Genomic DNA, 17831 nt, shown 5'->3' on the forward strand with positions numbered 1-17831 from the left:
AGGGCCCCGCCGTCACCGGTGCTCGGGCGCCGGGCGGGGCTTGGCCGGTGCCTTGGCCGCCGGCCCGCGCTTGGGCGGCGGCTTGATCTCGGGTTCTTTTTCGTTCGGCGCCAGGATCTGGACGTAGATCTCGCCGTCCTTGACCATGCCCAGCTCGCTGCGGGCGCGTTCTTCGATGGCCGCGGTTCCCGACTTCAGGTCCTGGACCTCGGCCTGCAGGGCGTTGTTGCGCGCCATCAGGGCTTCGTTGGTTTCCTGCTGCGTGGCGATCTTCCTTTCCAGCTCCTGCACGCGCAGCCACCCGCCCTTGCCCCACCACAAGGCATATTGGGTGATGGCGGTGAGCAACACCAGGATGATCAGGAGCAGTCGCATGCTTCTCAGAAAGCAAACCCGGCCGGGGCCGGGCTGCCGCTGTGATTAGCGCAGATTGTAGAACGCGTCGCGGCCGGGGTAGGACGCCACTTCGGCCAGCTCTTCTTCGATGCGCAGCAGCTGGTTGTATTTCGCCATGCGGTCGGAGCGCGACAGCGAGCCGGTCTTGATCTGCATGGCGTTGGTGGCGACGGCGATGTCGGCGATGGTGGAGTCTTCGGTTTCGCCGGAGCGATGCGAAATGACGGCGGTGTAGCCGGCGCGCTTCGCCATTTCGATGGCCGCGAAGGTTTCGGTCAGCGTGCCGATCTGGTTGATCTTGATGAGGATGGAGTTGGCGATGCCCTGTTCGATGCCCTGCTTGAGGATCTTGGTGTTGGTCACGAAAAGATCGTCGCCCACCAGCTGGACCTTTTTGCCCAGCTGGTCGGACAGCAGCTTCCAGCCTTCCCAATCGTTCTCGGCCATGCCGTCTTCGATGGAGATGATGGGGTACTTGTCGCACCAGGTGGCCAGCAGGTTGGTGAAGTCCTGGGACGTCAGGGCCACGCCGCCTTCGCCGGCGAGATGGTATTTGCCGTCGCGATAGAATTCAGAGCTGGCGCAGTCCAGGCCCAGCGCGATCTGCGAACCGGCTTCGTAGCCGGCTTCGGATATGGCCTGCAGGATGAGCTGGATGGCCGCTTCGTGGTTGGCCACGTTGGGCGCGAAACCGCCTTCGTCGCCCACCGCGGTGGACATGCCCTGCTTGTTGATGAGCTTCTTGAGCGCGTGGAAGACTTCCGCGCCCATGCGCAGGGATTCCCGGAAGCTGGTGGCGCCGATGGGCAGGATCATGAATTCCTGCATGTCCAGCGTGTTGTTCGCGTGCGCGCCGCCGTTGATCACGTTCATCATGGGGACGGGCATCTGCATGGGCCCGCTGCCGCCGAAGTAGCGGTACAGCGACAAGCCGGAATCGTCGGCCGCGGCACGCGCGACCGCCATGCTGGCGGCCAGCATGGCGTTGGCGCCCAGCCGGCTCTTGGATTCCGTGCCGTCCAGGTCGATCAGGGTGCGGTCGACGAAAGTCTGTTCCTGGGCGTCCAGCCCCATCAGCGCTTCGGAGATCTCGGTGTTGAGGTTTTCGACGGCGCGCAGCACGCCCTTGCCCAGGTAGCGGGACGCATCGCCGTCGCGAAGCTCGATGGCTTCGCGCGAACCCGTGGATGCGCCGGACGGCACCGCGGCGCGGCCCATCGCCCCCGATTCAAGCAATACGTCACATTCAACAGTGGGGTTGCCGCGCGAGTCCAGAATTTCGCGCCCGATGATATCTACAATTGCACTCATGGTTGATTGTCCTGCTTGAACGTTGTATGTGGGTTTGCAAACGCTTGATTGTACCCGCTTATTCCTCGCGCAAACGCTCTTCCAGCGTGCGCAGCAAGGCGCTCAGCTCGTTCATTTCCTCGATGGACATGTCGCCGAAGGCCGTCTCGACGAAGGCGGTGCGCCGGGGCAGCGTGCGCGCCACCAGGGCGCGGCCGGCGGCGGTGAGCGCGACATTGGTCAGCCGGTTGTCGGCCGCGTCGGTATGGCGCTCGACCCAGCCTTCCTGCTCGATGGTCTTGATCTGGCGCGTGAGCGCGGCCGGATCCATGCGCAGGTCGCGCGCCAGCTGCTTCTGCGAGCGCTCCCCCGACTGGTGCAGGTTCAGCAGTATGCGCCAGCGCGGCATGGACAAGCCTATTCTGGCCTCGAAGGCGGCCATCAGCGCGCGGTAGGTCCGCCCCAGCTGCTGTATGGCGCGGAGCTGCGGGATCTCGTTCATGTCTTGGCGAGCGGCGCGCCGGACTCGGCGGACTGCCGCTGGGCAAGCCGTATGGCCGGCACCCGGTAGACCAGGACCATTCCCAGGCATGCCGCCACCAGGGCCGACGCCAGGCCCATGTGCACGGCCGCCACCAGGGATTCCCTGGCCTGTTCGATCAGGTTGTCGGCGGCCAGGCCCAGCTGCTGCGCGCGCAGGGAGAACTGCGCCTGCGTGGCGCTGTTCATCAGGACCTGCGGGTCTTGCAGATCGGCGAGCCAGGCGGTGCCCGCGTCCCGCGCAAAGCGGGCCCGCACGGCGTAGGCATAATGATGGTTCACCAGCATGCCCATGATGGCGGTGCCCAGCATCCCGCCTATCATGCGCACCGAATGCATGAGCGCGGTGGAGATCCCCAGCAAGGTGCGCCCCGCGGTTTCCTGGGCGAACACCGTCAGGTTGGGCATGAGGCAGCCCATGCCGGAGCCGGCCAGCACCATCCACAGCAGCATCAGCCAGCGCGAGGTGTGCCGGTCCATCAGGACGAAGCCCAGGCAGGCGGCGACCAGCAGCACGAAGCCCACATACAGCATGTGGTTGGGGCGGGACAGGCGCACGACGACGCGCCCGTTGATGATGCTGCCCACCGTGATGCACACCACCATGGGCGTGATCAGCAGGCCGACCGATTGCGGATCCAGGCCGAAACCGCCTTGCAGCAGCAAGGGGATGTAGAACAGCAGGCCGAACATGACGAAGCCCAGGCACAACCCCAGCACGAACATGGCGGTCAGCGCCTTGTTGCGGAACATGTCGGGCGGCAGCAGCGGCTGTTCGCTGCGGCGCTCCCAGTAGACCAGCGCGGGCAGGAGCAGCAGCACGCCCGCCGCCATCAGGAGGGCGGCCAGGCCGGCGCCCCGCATCGGCGCCAGCTGCACGGCGAGCTGCATTGCGGTCAGCACGCCGACCAGCAGCAAGGCGCCCAGCCAGTCCAGGCGCACCGGCCGGCCCGGCATCTGCCGTATGCGCGGCAGGAAGCGCCACACGCAATACAGGCTCATCAGGCCGAGCGGGACGTTGATGAAGAACACGGCGCGCCAGCCCAGGTGCTGGGTCATGAAGCCGCCCAGCGTGGGCCCGAAGGCATTGGCGACCCCGAACGCCGAGCTGAGCAGTATCTGCCAGCGGAACCGGGCGTGCGTGTCGGGGAACAAGTCCGGGACCGAGGCGAAGGCCGTGCCGATGAGCATGCCGCCCCCGATGCCCTGCAAGGCCCGCGCCAGCACGACCTGCTGCATGCTGTCGGCCAGGCCGCAAAGCGCGGACGCGGAGGTGAAGATGACGATGGAGGCGATGACGAAGGGCTTCCTGCCGTAGTAGTCGCCCAGCCGGCCGAAGATGGGGATGGTGATGACCGACATGAGCAGGTAGGCCGTGGCCACCCAGGCGTAGAATTCGAAGCCGTTCAGTTCGGCGGCGATGGTGGGCAGCGCCGTGCCGACGACGGTCTGGTCGATGGCGACCATCATGACCACGAAACAGATGCCCAGCATGGCGAGCAGGGACTGCCTGACCGTAAGAACGCGCCCTGCCCCGTCTGCTGGATTCTGCTTCGCCGCCGTCATGTGATTCCTTGGACCTATCAATCATTGATAGATCAATTATTTTATCCGAGCGGCGGCCGGCGATCAAGCGAGGCGGGCGCAAAGCCGGGCCCCGACAGCAAAACAGGCACTCCGGAGAGTGCCTGCGCCAAGCCCGCCGGAAGCCGGGCCCCGCAAGAGGCCCGGCCCCGGGCCGGAATCAGCCGCGGTTGTCGGGGACGTCGCGCGTTTGCGCGCCCGAGTACAGCTGGCGGGGACGGCCGATCTTGTAGTCGGGATCGGACAGCATTTCGCTCCATTGGGCGATCCAGCCCACCGTGCGGGCCAGCGCGAAGATGGCGGTGAACAGCGAGGTGGGGATGCCGATGGCGCGTTGCACGATGCCGGAGTAGAAATCGACGTTGGGGTACAGCTTGCGGTCGACGAAATACTGGTCTTCGAGCGCGATGCGCTCCAGTTCCATGGCGAGCTTGAACAGCGGGTCGTTTTCCAGACCGAGCGCGGACAGGACTTCCTTGCAGGTCTCCTGCATGAGCTTGGCGCGCGGGTCGTAGTTCTTGTAGACGCGATGGCCGAAGCCCATCAGGCGCACGCCGGAATTCTTGTCCTTGACCTTTTCCATGAACTCGCCGACCTTGGCGATGCCGCCGTTGGCTTGCAGGTCTTCGAGCATCTGCAGGCAGGCCTCGTTGGCGCCGCCGTGCGCCGGGCCCCACAGGCAGCCCACGCCGGCCGCGATGGCCGCGAAGGGATTGGTGCCCGACGAGCCGCAAAGGCGGACGGTGGAGGTGGAGGCGTTCTGTTCGTGATCGGCATGCAGGATGAAGATGCGGTCGAGCGCGCGCTCGACGACTTCATTGACCTGGTATTCCTCGCAAGGCGTGGCGAACATCATGCGCAGGAAGTTGCCCGTGTAGGACAGGTTGTTCTGCGGGTAGATGAACGGCTGGCCCTGCGAATACTTGTACGCCATCGCGACCATGGTCGGCATCTTGGCGATCAGGCGCATCGCCGACACGTGGCGGTGATGCGGATTGGTGATGTCGGTGGAGTCGTGATAGAACGCGGACATGGCGCCCACCAGCCCGGTCAGCACGGCCATGGGATGCGCGTCGCGGCGGAAGCCGCGCAGGAAATACTGCATCTGGTCGTGCACCATGGTGTGGTGCGTGATGGTGTAGTCGAATTCGGCCTTCTGCGCCTGGTTGGGCAGCTCGCCGTTCAGGATCAGGTAGCAGATATCCAGGAAGTCGCACTTGCGCGCGAGCTGCTCGATGGGATAGCCGCGATAAAGGAGCTCGCCCTTGTCGCCATCGATGTAAGTGATGCCGGATTCGCAGGACGCCGTGGACAGAAAGCCCGGGTCGTAGGTGAACATGCCGCTCTGGCCGTAGAGCTTGCGGATATCGATGACATCAGGACCGACGGTCCCCTGGTACACCGGGAACTCGATCGAAGGGCTACCGTCCGAGAACGATAGCGTTGCTTTTTTATCTGACAGTTGCATCACAATTTTCCTTAAAAATTACAGCTTTCGCATTTGCGCGACCAGCCTGCGAATGTCGGGCGTGTCGTACACGCCCGAGGGCTCGCTTCGTGCCAGCAAAACATCAAGCAAGTCGTTATCGCCCATTTCAAACAGCAGAGACAAGGCGGAAACATCCACGTCGGTTAATTCGGCTTCGTATTGATCCAGGAACCTGGTGATGATCAGGTCATTTTCGAGCAGCCCGCGCCGCGCACGCCAACGCAGGCGGGCACGCTCCAGTTCTGACAGCTTTCTCATCCACGGGATCCTATACGGTGCGGCGCACCAGCAGTTCCTTGATCTTGCCGATCGCGAGCGACGGATTCAGCCCCTTGGGACAGACATCCGTACAGTTCATGATGGTGTGGCAGCGGAACAGGCGATAGGGATCTTCCAGGTTGTCCAGGCGCGCGCCCGTGGCTTCGTCGCGGCTGTCGGCGATGAAGCGGTAGGCCTGCAGCAGGCCGGCCGGGCCGACGAACTTGTCGGGGTTCCACCAGAAGGACGGGCAGGACGTCGAGCAGCAGGCGCACAGAATGCATTCGTACAGGCCGTCCAGCTCCTCGCGGGCCTCGGGGGTCTGCAGGCGCTCTTTCTCGGGCGGCGGCTGGTCGTTGATCAGGTAGGGCTTGACCGAATGGTATTGGTTGAAGAAGTGCGTCATGTCGACGATGAGATCGCGCACCACGGGCAGGCCGGGCAGCGGCCGCAGGACGATGGGCTCTTTCAGGTCGAGCAGGTTGGTCGTGCAGGCCAGGCCGTTCTTGCCGTTGATGTTCATGGCGTCGGAACCGCACACGCCTTCGCGGCAGGAGCGGCGGATCGCCAGGCTGTCGTCGACGTCGTTCTTGATGCGCAGGATGGCGTCCAGCAGCATCTTGTCGGTCGGCTGGAGCTCGACCTCGAGCTTCTGCATGTAGGGACGCTCGTCCTTGTCGGGGTCGTAGCGGTAGATTTCAAACTTGACGATACGTTTTTGAGTCATTTCGATATCCTGCTTAGAAAGTCCGCGCTTTGGGCGGGAAGCTTTCTACGGTCAAAGGCTTCATGGTCACGGGCTTGTACTCGAGGCGGCTGCCTTCCGAGAACCACAAGGTATGGCGCAGCCAGTTCTCGTCGTCGCGCTCGGGGTGGTCGCTGAGCGCATGCGCGCCGCGGCTCTCGGTGCGGTTGGCCGCCGACTTGGTGGTCGCGCGGGCGACTTCGATCATGTTGGAGATTTCCAGCGCCTCGATGCGGGCCGTGTTGAATACCTTGGACTTGTCCTTGAAATAGATGTGATCGACTTGCGGCGCGATGCTTTCGATGGCGTCCACGCCCTTGGCGAGGAGGTCCAGCGTGCGGAATACGCCGCAGTGGTGCTGCATGGCCACGCGAATGGCGTTGCCGACGTCTTGCGCCTTTTCGCCCGAAGTACGGGATTCCAGGCGATTGACGCGGTCGAGCGAGAAGTCGATGGCCGATTCCGGAATGGGCTGGTGCGCGTGCTGGCGTTCGGGGTGGGCGTTGACGATGAAGTTGCCCGCCGAACGGCCGAAGACGATGAGATCGAGCAGCGAGTTCGTGCCCAGGCGGTTGGCGCCGTGGACCGAGGTGGCCGCGCATTCGCCGATGGCGAACAGCCCGTTGACGATCTTGCTTTCGCCGCCCTTGGTGCTGATGACCTGGCCGTACACGTTGGTGGGGACGCCGCCCATCTGGTAGTGGATGGTGGGCACGACCGGGATCGGATCCTTGATGGGATCGACGTTGGCGAACTTGATGGCGATTTCGCGGATGGACGGCAGGCGCTTCTGGATGGTTTCCGCGCCCAGGTGGTCGAGCTTGAGCACCACGTAGCTGCCGTCGCCGCAACCGCGGCCTTCCTTGATTTCCTGGTCCATGGAGCGCGAGACGAAGTCGCGCGGCGCCAGGTCCTTCAGGGTGGGGGCGTAGCGTTCCATGAAGCGCTCGCCGTCCTTGTTCAGCAGGATGCCGCCCTCGCCGCGCACGCCCTCGGTGATGAGCACGCCCGCGCCGGCCACGCCGGTGGGGTGGAATTGCCAGAATTCCATGTCTTGCAGCGGAATGCCGGCGCGCGCGGCCATGCCCAGGCCGTCGCCGGTGTTGATGAAGGCGTTGGTGGACGCGGCCCAGATGCGGCCCGCCCCGCCGGTGGCCAGCACGGTCTGCTTGGCTTCCAGGACGTAGATTTCGCCCGTTTCCATTTCGAGGGCCGTCACGCCCAGGACGTCGCCGGCTTCGTTGCGCAGCAGGTCGAGCGCCATCCATTCGACGAAGAATTGCGTGCGGGCGGCGACGTTGCGCTGGTAGAGCGTGTGCAGCATGGCATGGCCGGTGCGGTCGGCCGCGGCACAGGCGCGCTGCACGGGCTTTTCGCCGAAATTGGCGGTGTGGCCGCCAAAGGGACGCTGGTAGATGGTGCCGTCGGGGTTGCGGTCGAAGGGCATGCCGAAGTGTTCGAGCTCGTACACGGCGTTGGGCGCTTCGCGGCACATGAATTCGATGGCGTCCTGGTCGCCCAGCCAGTCGGAACCCTTGACGGTGTCATACATGTGCCAGTACCAGTTGTCTTCGCTCATGTTGCCCAGCGATGCGCTGACGCCGCCCTGGGCGGCCACGGTATGCGAGCGGGTCGGGAAGACTTTGGACAGCACGGCGACCGACAGGCCGGCCTGGGCGAGTTGCAGCGAGCAACGCATGCCGGCTCCGCCGGCGCCTACGACCACCACATCGAACTGGCGGCGCGGTATGGAATTTTTGACAGCAGCCACGGCTTATAAGCTCCAGAGAATTTTTGCGAAATAGACGACGGTGGCCACCAGCCACAGGATGGTCAGTACCTGGAGGAAGAGCCGCAGGCCGACACTGTGGATGTAGTCCATCCAGATGTCGCGGACGCCGATCCAGGCATGCCACACCAGCGAGAAGAAGGCCAGCGTAGCCAGCATCTGCCCCACGGGAAGCCCCACCCACGTGAAGGTGAACAGGCGGCGCCAGCTGTCGAAGTTGATTTCGGACGTGAACAGGATGCCGACCAGCAGCACGATGGTGTAGACGGCCATGATGATCGCGGTGACGCGCTGCACGATGAAATCGACCGTGCCATAGTGCGCGCCCACAACCAGACGCTTGGTACCGATACGCTCTTGAGTCGACATTACCACACCCCAAACAGTTTAAGACCAAAAACCACGGTCAGAGCCAGGCTGACCCCCAGCACGATGCCGGCCGACTTCTGGGCGGAGTGCTTGTCCATGCCGATGTGCAGGTCCAGGACCAGATAGCGGATGCCGGCACAGAAATGATGCAGATAGCCCCAGATGAGCGCCAGCAGCACCAGCTTGCACAAGGGATTCGACACCCAGGCCTGTATGCCGGCGTAGGTTTCGGCCGAGGTCACGCTGAGCGCGAACAGCGGCACGATGACCAGCGGCAGACAGAGGAACAGTAGCGCGCCGCTGATGCGATGCAGAATGGAGGTTTTGCCGGCGAGCGGCAGGCGGTAGCTGAGGATCTGCGGTACGCTGATATTGCGAAACTGCGGACGCGGCTTTGAAGCTGAATCGGACATGATGGCCTCGAGTTAAAACAAAATAATTTATTGCAAAGCGCTACGCGCATTTTCGCCGATTTGATGCGCATGTATCAAATCGGCGAAAAGCCGAGCTAATTCAAGCTGTTTCGATAGTGGAAGCGTTCTGTTACATAGACTCCCCTGCGCACTTCCATGGGCCGATCGCCATAGGTGAAGGACACGCGCTCGACCTGCAGCAGCGCGCTTCCGGTTTCAACCTGCAACAATTCGGCCTGTTCCGGCGAGGCCGGCACCGCCTTGATTTTTTCGTCGGCGCGCACCATGCTGACCCCGAATTCGGTCTCGAACAGGGCGTACAGCGGCCCCCGGTAGCGCGCCAGGGATTCCGCCGTCAGGCCCCGGAAGACGGCGCCGGGCAGCCAGATGTCGTCGAGTATGGTCGGGGCCTGGTCGAAGGACAGCACGCGGCGCAGGTTCACGACGGCTTCGGCGCTGCGCAGTTCGAGCAGCGCGGCGACGTCGGCCGGCGCCTTGACGCGGCGGCAGTCCAGGATGCGGCTGCCCGAGGCCACCGGCTTGCCGTCGTCGGGCGTCAGGCGCAGGAAACGGAAGCGGACCTTGGCCTCGTGGTGGGTGGCGACGAACGTGCCCTTGCCCTGGCGCCGGATCAGCAGGTTTTCGGCGGCGAGTTCGTCGATGGCCTTGCGCACCGTGCCCTGGCTGACCTGGAAGCGCGCCGCCAGTTCGAGCTCGCTGGGTATGGCTTCGCCCGGCTTCCATTCGCCGCGGTCCAGGCTCTGCAGGAGCAACCCCTTGATCTGCTGGTACAACGGGCTGAACGCCGCGCTGCCGGCAGAACGATCAGGCAGGGCGCCACGATCAGTTGAAGGGGTATCAGACATATCGGTAGGGTTATGGCCAGGCTGTAAATCGCGTAAACCCCCCATTTTCGCACGCTTGGGCGCTTCTGTCTAACACTCTTCTGTCTTATATAAGATATAAGACAATTGACTTCGAGGCCGTTTTTCGCTACTCTTTGCGGCTATGTCCGCATGGCATTTGGCTGCGCCAAACCCAGGGCGGTCCACACGGGCCGGCGCCGCGTCCACGCGGCGCGCGCGCATCGGCGCAAAGGCGTCAAAAGAGAATTACACTGTTTGTCGTAGCTATTCACACGACACCGGATCCGGTGTCCATCCGTTTATTCAAAACCCTGGAGATTGTTCATGTCCAAACCCGCCATGCGTGTCGCTGTCACCGGCGCAGCCGGCCAAATCGGTTATGCCTTGCTGTTTCGCATCGCCTCCGGCGAAATGCTGGGCAAAGACCAGCCCGTCATCCTGCAACTGCTTGAAATCCCCGACGAAAAAGCGCAAAAAGCGCTCAAGGGCGTGATGATGGAGCTCGACGACTGCGCCTTCCCGCTGCTGGCCGGCATGACGGCGCACAGCGACCCGCGCGACGCCTTCAAGGATGCGGACGTCGCCCTGCTGGTCGGCGCCCGCCCCCGCGGCCCCGGCATGGAACGCAAGGATCTCCTGCACGTCAACGCCCAGATCTTCACGGCCCAGGGCAAGGCGCTGAACGACGTCGCCAGCCGCAACGTGAAGGTGCTGGTGGTCGGCAACCCCGCCAACACCAACGCCTACATCGCCATGAAGTCGGCGCCCGACCTGCCCGCCAAGAACTTCACCGCCATGCTGCGCCTGGACCACAACCGCGCCCTGTCCCAGCTGGCCGCCAAGTCGGGCAAGCCGGTGGCCGACATCGAGAAACTCATCGTCTGGGGCAACCATTCCCCCACCATGTACCCCGACATCCGCTTCGCGACGGTCGGCGGTGAAAGCCTGGCCGGCCTGATCAACGACGACGCCTGGAACCGCGACACCTTCATCCCGACCGTCGGCAAGCGCGGCGCCGCCATCATCGAAGCGCGCGGCCTGTCGTCGGCGGCCTCCGCCGCCAATGCGGCCATCGACCACGTCCGCGACTGGGTGCTGGGCTCCAACGGCAAGTGGGTCACCATGGGCGTGCCCTCCGACGGCTCCTACGGCATCCCCGAAGGCATCCTCTACGGCGTGCCCGTCATCACGGAAAACGGCGAGTACAAGCGCGTCGAAGGCCTGGAAATCGACGCCTTCTCGCGCGAGCGCATGGACTTCACCCTGAAAGAGCTCCTGGAAGAGCGCGACGGCGTGAAGGACCTTTTGAAGTAAACCAGCAGCCGCATGCAAGCAAGGCCCTCCAAAGGGCCTTGCTTTTGACCCGTACCCAGCAGGAGCCCCCATGACCCGTCCCGCATCCCCCGGCGCCTTGTTCCGCCAGGCCCTGAAAGAAGAACAACCCTTGCAAATCGTCGGCGCCATCAACGCCAACCACGCCCTGCTCGCCAAGCGCGCCGGGTATCGCGCCATCTATCTGTCGGGCGGCGGCGTGGCGGCGGGCTCGCTCGGCCTGCCGGACCTGGGCATCAATACGCTCGACGACGTCCTCACCGACATCCGCCGCATCACCGACGTCTGCGACGTGCCCCTGGTGGTCGACATCGACACCGGCTTCGGGCCCTCCGCCTTCAACATCGCCCGCACGATCAAAAGCCTGATCAAGTTCGGCGCGGCCGCCTGCCACATCGAGGACCAGGTCGGCGCCAAGCGCTGCGGCCACCGTCCGGGCAAGGAAATCGTCACGGCCGGCGAAATGGTCGACCGCGTCAAGGCCGCGGCCGACGCGCGCACCGACAGCGACTTCTTCATCATCGCCCGCACCGACGCGATCGCCGTGGAAGGCGTGGACGCCGCCCTGGAACGCGCGGCCGCCTGCGTGGCAGCGGGCGCCGACGCCGTCTTCCCGGAAGCCTCGTACGACCTCGCCACCTACGAGCGCTTCACCAAGGCCCTGAACGTGCCTATCCTCGCCAACATCACCGAATTCGGCAAGACGCCCCTGTTCTCGGTCCAGGAACTGGGCGGCGCGGGCGTGGGCATGGTGCTCTATCCGCTGTCCGCTTTCCGCGCCATGAACAAGGCCGCCGAAACCGTGTACCAGGCCATACGCCGGGACGGCCACCAGAAGAACGTGGTCGACCTGATGCAAACCCGGGACGAGCTGTACGACCGGATCGGCTACCATGAATTCGAGTCCCGGCTCGACGCGCTGTTCCAGCAAGGCAAGGCTAAGTAAACCACCTTTTTCAGGAGTAGAGACATGGCCACACGCACGCCAAAAGCAAGCAAGACCGAAGCAAGCCAGACCGACGCGAGCCAGACCGCGAGCGCGGCGGCGCCCAAGCCCAAGAAATCCGTCGCGCTGTCGGGCGTGGTGGCGGGCAACACCGCCCTGTGCACGGTCGGCCGCAGCGGCAACGACCTGCACTACCGCGGCTACGACATCCTCGACATCGCCGACACCTGCGAATTCGAGGAAGTCGCGCACCTGCTCGTCCATGGCAAGCTGCCGAACAAGTCCGAGCTGGCCGCGTACAAGGAAAAGCTGCGCCGCTTGCGCGGCCTGCCCGCGCAGCTGCAGGCCGCGCTCGAGGCCCTGCCCGCCGCGAGCCACCCCATGGACGTCATGCGGACCGCGGTTTCCGTGCTGGGCTGCGTCCTTCCCGAGAAAGACGACCACAACATCCCCGACGCCCGCGACATCGCCGACCGCCTGATGGCCAATCTGGGCTCGGCCCTGCTGTACTGGTACCACTACAGCCACAACGGGCACTACATCGACGTCCAGACCGACGACGACAGCATAGGCGGCCACTTCCTGCACCTGCTGCACGGCCAGAAGCCCAGCGACGACTGGGTGCGCGCCATGCACACCTCGCTCATCCTGTACGCCGAGCACGAGTTCAATGCGTCCACCTTCGCCTGCCGCGTCATCGCCGGCACGGGCTCCGACATGTACTCGGCCATCGCGGGGGGCATAGGCGCCTTGCGCGGGCCCAAGCACGGCGGCGCCAACGAGGTCGCCTTCGAAGTGCAGAAGCGCTACGACACGCCCGACCAGGCCGAGGCCGACATCCGCCGCCGCGTCGAGAACAAGGAGGTCGTCATCGGCTTCGGGCATCCGGTGTACACGGTCTCCGACCCGCGCAACAAGGTCATCAAGGAAGTCGCCCGCAAGCTGTCCAAGAAGCAGGGCAGCATGAAGATGTTCGACATCGCCGAACGGCTGGAAGCCGTCATGTGGGACGCCAAGAAAATGTTCCCCAACCTGGACTGGTTCTCGGCCGTGTCCTACCACATGATGGGCGTGCCCACCGCCATGTTCACGCCGCTGTTCGTCATCGCGCGCACGGCCGGCTGGTCGGCGCACATCATCGAGCAGCGCATCGACAACAAGATCATCCGGCCCACCGCCAACTACGTCGGCCCGGAAGACCAGAAGTTCGTCCCGCTGTCCAAGCGCTGATCTTTTTTTCTTTCCCGGATGCCATGAACACTGCACACCGCAAACCCCTGCCCGGCACCCGTCTGGACTACTTCGACGCCCGCGAGGCGGTCGACGCCATCCAGCCGGGCGCCTATGCCAAGCTGCCCTATACGTCGCGCGTCCTGGCCGAGAACCTGGTGCGCCGCTGCGAGCCCGCCATACTGGCCGATTCGCTGCGGCAGCTGATCGAGCGCAAGCGCGAACTGGACTTCCCCTGGTTCCCGGCGCGGGTGGTGTGCCACGACATCCTGGGCCAGACGGCGCTGGTCGACCTGGCGGGCCTGCGCGACGCCATCGCCGCCAAGGGCGGCGACCCCGCCAAGGTCAACCCGGTGGTCCCCACCCAGCTCATCGTCGACCACTCCCTGGCGGTGGAGTACGGGGGCTACGACAAGGACGCCTTCGCCAAGAACCGGGCCATCGAAGACCGCCGCAACGATGACCGCTTCCATTTCATCGACTGGACCAAAAAGGCGTTCGAGAACGTCGACGTCATTCCGCCCGGCAACGGCATCATGCACCAGATCAACCTGGAGCGGATGTCGCCCGTGGTCCACGCCATCGACGGCGTGGCCTTCCCCGACACGCTGGTCGGCACCGACAGCCACACGCCGCACGTCGACGCGCTGGGCGTCATCGCCGTCGGCGTGGGCGGCCTGGAAGCCGAAAGCGTCATGCTGGGCCGCGCCTCCTGGATGCGGCTGCCCGACATCATCGGCGTGGAGCTCACCGGCAGGCTGCGGCCGGGCGTCACCGCCACCGACCTGGTGCTGGCCCTGACCGAATTCCTGCGCAACGAAAAAGTCGTTTCGTCCTATCTGGAGTTCTACGGCGAAGGCGCGGCGCGCCTGACGCTGGGCGACCGCGCCACCATCTCGAACATGACGCCCGAATACGGCGCGACGGCGGCCATGTTCTACATCGACCGGCAGACCATCGACTACCTGAAGCTCACCGGGCGGGACGACGAACAGGTCAAGCTGGTGGAAACCTACGCCAGAACGGCGGGCCTGTGGGCCGACAGCCTGCAGACGGCCGAATACGAGCGCGTGCTGAAGTTCGATCTTTCCACCGTGGTGCGCAACATCGCCGGCCCGTCCAACCCGCATCGCCGGGTGCCGACCAGCGAACTGGCCGCGCGCGGCATATCGGGCGAGGTCCAGAACGAAGCCGGGCTCATGCCCGACGGCGCGGTCATCATCGCCGCCATCACCAGCTGTACCAACACCAGCAACCCGCGCAACGTCATCGCCGCGGGATTGCTGGCGCGCAACGCCAACGCCCGCGGGCTGGCGCGCAAGCCCTGGGTCAAGACCTCCCTGGCGCCCGGCTCCAAGGCCGTGCAGCTCTACCTCGAAGACGCCAGACTGCTGCCGGAACTCGAAGCCCTGGGCTTTGGCATCGTCGGCTTCGCCTGCACCACCTGCAACGGCATGAGCGGCGCGCTGGATCCCGCCATCCAGAAGGAAATCATCGACCGCGACCTGTACGCCACCGCCGTGCTGTCCGGCAACCGGAACTTCGACGGGCGCATCCACCCCTATGCCAAGCAGGCCTTCCTGGCTTCGCCGCCCCTGGTGGTGGCCTACGCCATCGCCGGCACCATCCGTTTCGACATCGAGAAAGACGTCCTGGGCACCGACCGGCAGGGCAATCCCGTCACGCTGAAGGACATCTGGCCCACCGACGAGGAAATCGACGCCATCGTCGCCGCCAGCGTCAAGCCCGAACAGTTCCGCAGCGTCTACGAACCCATGTTCGCCCCCTCCAAGGGCGGCGGCGCGCCGATCAGTCCGCTCTACGACTGGCGCCCCATGAGCACCTACATCCGCCGCCCGCCCTACTGGGAAGGCGCGCTGGCCGGCGAACGCGCGCTCAAGGGCATGCGCCCCCTGGCCATATTGGGCGACAACATCACGACCGACCACCTCTCGCCCTCGAACGCCATCCTGCCCGACAGCGCGGCGGGCGAATACCTGGCCAGGATGGGCCTGCCCGAAGAGGACTTCAACTCCTACGCCACGCACCGCGGCGACCACCTGACGGCGCAGCGCGCCACCTTCGCCAACCCCAAGCTGCTGAACGAGATGGTGCGCGAGAACGGCCGGGTGAAGCAGGGCTCGCTGGCCCGCATCGAACCCGAAGGCAAGGTCGCGCGCATGTGGGAGGCCATCGAAACCTACATGGAACGCAAGCAGCCGCTGATCATCGTGGCGGGCGCCGACTACGGCCAGGGCTCCTCGCGCGATTGGGCGGCCAAGGGCGTGCGCCTGGCGGGGGTGGAGGCCATCGTGGCCGAGGGCTTCGAGCGCATCCACCGCACCAACCTCGTGGGCATGGGCGTGCTGCCGCTGGAGTTCCAGCCCGGCACCGACCGCAAGACCCTGGCGCTGGACGGCACCGAGACCTACGACGTCATCGGCAAGCCCACGCCGCGCGCCACGCTCACCCTGGTCATCAACCGCCGCAGCGGCGAACGCGTCGAGGTCCCCGTGACCTGTCGACTGGACACCGCCGAGGAAGTCTCCATCTACGATGCGGGCGGCGTGCTGCAGCGCTTCGCCCAGGACTTCCTCGAATCGGCGAACGCCGTCTGAAGCACAGGAGCATCCATGGCCCACTTACCGCAGATCAAGATCCCCGCCACCTACATGCGGGGCGGCACGAGCAAAGGCGTGTTCTTCCACCTGCCCGACCTCCCGGCCGCCGCGCAGGCGCCGGGCCCGGCCCGCGACGCCCTGCTGCTGAGGGTGATCGGCAGCCCCGACCCCTACGGCAAGCAGACCGACGGCATGGGCGGGGCCACGTCCAGCACCAGCAAGACCGTGATCATCGCCAAGAGCAGCCGGCCGGACCACGACGTCGACTACCTTTTCGGCCAGGTGTCCATCGACCAGCCCTTCGTCGACTGGAGCGGCAATTGCGGCAACCTGACGGCCGCCGTGGGCCCCTTCGCCATCAGCCATGGCCTGATCGACGCCGCGCGCATCCCGGAAAACGGCATCGCCACCATCCGGATCTGGCAGGCGAACATCGGCAAGACCATCGTCGCCCACGTGCCCGTCACGCAGGGCGCCGTGCAGGAAACCGGCGATTTCGAGCTGGACGGCGTCACCTTTCCGGCCGCCGAGATCCAGGTCGAATTCATGGACCCGGCGGCCGATGAAGACGGCGGCGGCGGGTCCATGTTCCCCACCGGCAACCTGGTCGACGAGCTGGACGTTCCCGGCGTCGGCCGCCTGAAGGCCACCCTGATCAACGCCGGCATCCCCACGATCTTCGTCGACGCGGCCGCCATCGGCTACGACGGCACCGAACTCCAGGACGCCATCAACGGCGACGCCAAGGCGCTCGCCATGTTCGAGGCCATCCGCGCGCACGGCGCGCTGCGCATGGGCCTCATCCAGCACCTCGGCGAGGCCGCCCAGCGCCAGCACACGCCCAAAGTGGCGTTCGTGGCGCCGCCCGCCGGCTACGTCGCCTCCAGCGGCAAGCAAGTCGCCCAGGGCGACGTCGACCTGCTGGTGCGGGCGCTGTCCATGGGCAAGCTGCACCACGCCATGATGGGCACGGCGGCGGTGGCCATCGGCACGGCGGCCGCGATTCCCGGCACGCTGGTCAACCAGGCCGCCGGCGGCGGCGAACGGCGGTCCGTGCGTTTCGGCCACCCTTCCGGCACCCTGCGGGTCGGCGCCGAGGCCCGGCTCGAGAACGGCGAATGGGTCGTCACCAAGGCCATCATGAGCCGCAGCGCCCGCGTGCTGATGGAAGGATGGGTGCGGGTGCCGGGCGGGTCGTTCTAGGAATGCCGCCCATGTTCGACGCCTTTCTGTTTTACGCCCTGCCCTTCTCCTTCACGCTGCTGGTGGCCTGCGCGCTGGCCTCCATCGTTTCGCTGGCCGTGCTGGTGCTGTTCCGGCTGCGCGAAACCAACCAGGCGCTGCGGCACCCCTATCTGGACCAGCGGCCCTGGGAACGCTATCCGCTTTCCATCAAGGCCGCCATCTTGCTGGACTATTTCCTGCGCCTGGCTTTCCCGAAAAGCGGTTTCTGGATCGCCGGCCAGGCCAATCATCTGCTGCGCCACGTGCGGCCGGCCGACGTCCCCACCCGCATCAAGTGGCCGCTCGTCGGCCTGTGGGCGGGCTGCTTCGTCGGGCTCGCGGCCATGGTGGTCTTGTGGATCATCGTGTTGATCACCCTGGAGTAATGCCTTCATGAGCCGCGCAATACAGCACAATACCGCCGAACGGCGCTTCGAATGGCAGGAAGACGGCACACTGAGCGTGCTGGACTACGAACTGCAAAACGGCGTGATGACCATCACCCACACCGGCGTGCCGGAGTCCGTGGGCGGGCGCGGGATCGCCGGCGACCTGACCCGGGCGGCGCTGGACACGGCCCGCGCGAACGGATGGCTGGTGCGCCCCGTCTGCTCCTACGCCGCCGCCTACATCGGCAGGCATGAAAAATACCAGGACCTGCTGGCCTGATGCCCGGTTTCTGATTGTCTGATTTAAGTCTTATATAAGATATAAGACATTTGCCTCCGAGAGCGCTCCC

Annotated in this window: 18 protein-coding genes; 7 read left to right on the top strand and 11 right to left on the bottom strand. The window is 65.2% G+C overall.

Annotated features, from left to right (window positions below; genetic code table 11):
- Positions 1-12: 12 nt before the first annotated feature.
- The 11 genes from ftsB to H0A72_RS03830 form a co-directional block, all read right to left on the bottom strand.
- Positions 13-375, bottom strand: a complete 363-nt coding sequence (gene ftsB / locus H0A72_RS03780; protein ID WP_180153734.1) for a cell division protein FtsB — start codon at positions 373-375, stop codon at positions 13-15.
- Between the two features lie 45 nt (positions 376-420).
- Positions 421-1707, bottom strand: a complete 1287-nt coding sequence (eno, locus tag H0A72_RS03785) for a phosphopyruvate hydratase (protein WP_180153735.1) — start codon at positions 1705-1707, stop codon at positions 421-423.
- A 58-nt stretch (positions 1708-1765) separates the two neighbouring features.
- Positions 1766-2188: a MarR family winged helix-turn-helix transcriptional regulator gene (locus tag H0A72_RS03790; protein WP_180153736.1), complete on the bottom strand. Its 423-nt coding sequence runs from the start codon at positions 2186-2188 to the stop codon at positions 1766-1768.
- Complete coding sequence (locus tag H0A72_RS03795) at positions 2185-3792, bottom strand: MFS transporter (protein WP_246436764.1); 1608 nt, start codon at positions 3790-3792, stop codon at positions 2185-2187. The genes H0A72_RS03790 and H0A72_RS03795 overlap by 4 nt, the downstream gene beginning before the upstream one ends.
- Before the next feature lie 178 nt (positions 3793-3970).
- Positions 3971-5278: a citrate synthase gene (gene gltA / locus H0A72_RS03800; protein ID WP_180153737.1), complete on the bottom strand. Its 1308-nt coding sequence runs from the start codon at positions 5276-5278 to the stop codon at positions 3971-3973.
- An 18-nt stretch (positions 5279-5296) separates the two neighbouring features.
- Positions 5297-5557, bottom strand: coding sequence for an FAD assembly factor SdhE (locus H0A72_RS03805; RefSeq protein ID WP_180153738.1), 261 nt, complete (start codon positions 5555-5557; stop codon positions 5297-5299).
- A gap of 10 nt (positions 5558-5567) precedes the next feature.
- Positions 5568-6284, bottom strand: a complete 717-nt coding sequence (locus tag H0A72_RS03810; protein ID WP_180153739.1) for a succinate dehydrogenase iron-sulfur subunit — start codon at positions 6282-6284, stop codon at positions 5568-5570.
- A gap of 13 nt (positions 6285-6297) precedes the next feature.
- A complete protein-coding gene (gene sdhA, locus H0A72_RS03815; RefSeq protein WP_180153740.1) occupies positions 6298-8073 on the bottom strand; it encodes a succinate dehydrogenase flavoprotein subunit in 1776 nt (591 codons plus the stop codon).
- Between the two features lie 3 nt (positions 8074-8076).
- Positions 8077-8460, bottom strand: coding sequence for a succinate dehydrogenase, hydrophobic membrane anchor protein (gene sdhD, locus H0A72_RS03820; protein WP_180153741.1), 384 nt, complete (start codon positions 8458-8460; stop codon positions 8077-8079).
- Positions 8460-8873: a succinate dehydrogenase, cytochrome b556 subunit gene (sdhC, locus tag H0A72_RS03825; RefSeq protein WP_180153742.1), complete on the bottom strand. Its 414-nt coding sequence runs from the start codon at positions 8871-8873 to the stop codon at positions 8460-8462. Before sdhC ends, sdhD begins: the two co-directional genes overlap by 1 nt.
- 95 nt (positions 8874-8968) lie before the next feature.
- A complete protein-coding gene (locus H0A72_RS03830) occupies positions 8969-9739 on the bottom strand; it encodes a GntR family transcriptional regulator (RefSeq protein WP_180153743.1) in 771 nt (256 codons plus the stop codon).
- Between the two features lie 324 nt (positions 9740-10063).
- On the opposite strand from H0A72_RS03830, the gene H0A72_RS03835 reads away from it, so the two are divergent.
- The 7 genes from H0A72_RS03835 (at position 10064) to H0A72_RS03865 (ending at position 17761) form a co-directional block, all read left to right on the top strand.
- Complete coding sequence (locus H0A72_RS03835) at positions 10064-11053, top strand: malate dehydrogenase (RefSeq protein ID WP_180153744.1); 990 nt, start codon at positions 10064-10066, stop codon at positions 11051-11053.
- A gap of 70 nt (positions 11054-11123) precedes the next feature.
- Positions 11124-12017 (top strand): methylisocitrate lyase, encoded by an 894-nt coding sequence (gene prpB, locus H0A72_RS03840; RefSeq protein WP_180153745.1) that lies wholly within the window; start codon positions 11124-11126, stop codon positions 12015-12017.
- A 24-nt stretch (positions 12018-12041) separates the two neighbouring features.
- Entirely contained in the window at positions 12042-13247 is a 1206-nt protein-coding gene (gene prpC, locus H0A72_RS03845) for a bifunctional 2-methylcitrate synthase/citrate synthase (protein WP_180153746.1), read from the top strand.
- A 23-nt stretch (positions 13248-13270) separates the two neighbouring features.
- Complete coding sequence (acnD, locus tag H0A72_RS03850) at positions 13271-15865, top strand: Fe/S-dependent 2-methylisocitrate dehydratase AcnD (RefSeq protein ID WP_180153747.1); 2595 nt, start codon at positions 13271-13273, stop codon at positions 15863-15865.
- 15 nt (positions 15866-15880) lie between these two features.
- Complete coding sequence (prpF, locus tag H0A72_RS03855; RefSeq protein ID WP_180153748.1) at positions 15881-17071, top strand: 2-methylaconitate cis-trans isomerase PrpF; 1191 nt, start codon at positions 15881-15883, stop codon at positions 17069-17071.
- A gap of 11 nt (positions 17072-17082) precedes the next feature.
- A complete protein-coding gene (locus H0A72_RS03860) occupies positions 17083-17478 on the top strand; it encodes a hypothetical protein (protein WP_180153749.1) in 396 nt (131 codons plus the stop codon).
- A 7-nt stretch (positions 17479-17485) separates the two neighbouring features.
- On the top strand, positions 17486-17761 hold the full coding sequence (locus H0A72_RS03865; RefSeq protein WP_180153750.1) for a GNAT family N-acetyltransferase: 276 nt from the start codon (positions 17486-17488) through the stop codon (positions 17759-17761).
- Positions 17762-17831: the final 70 nt, after the last annotated feature.

It is taken from the genome of Parapusillimonas granuli (assembly GCF_013416525.1).
Taxonomy (GTDB): Bacteria; Pseudomonadota; Gammaproteobacteria; order Burkholderiales; family Burkholderiaceae_B; genus Parapusillimonas; species Parapusillimonas granuli.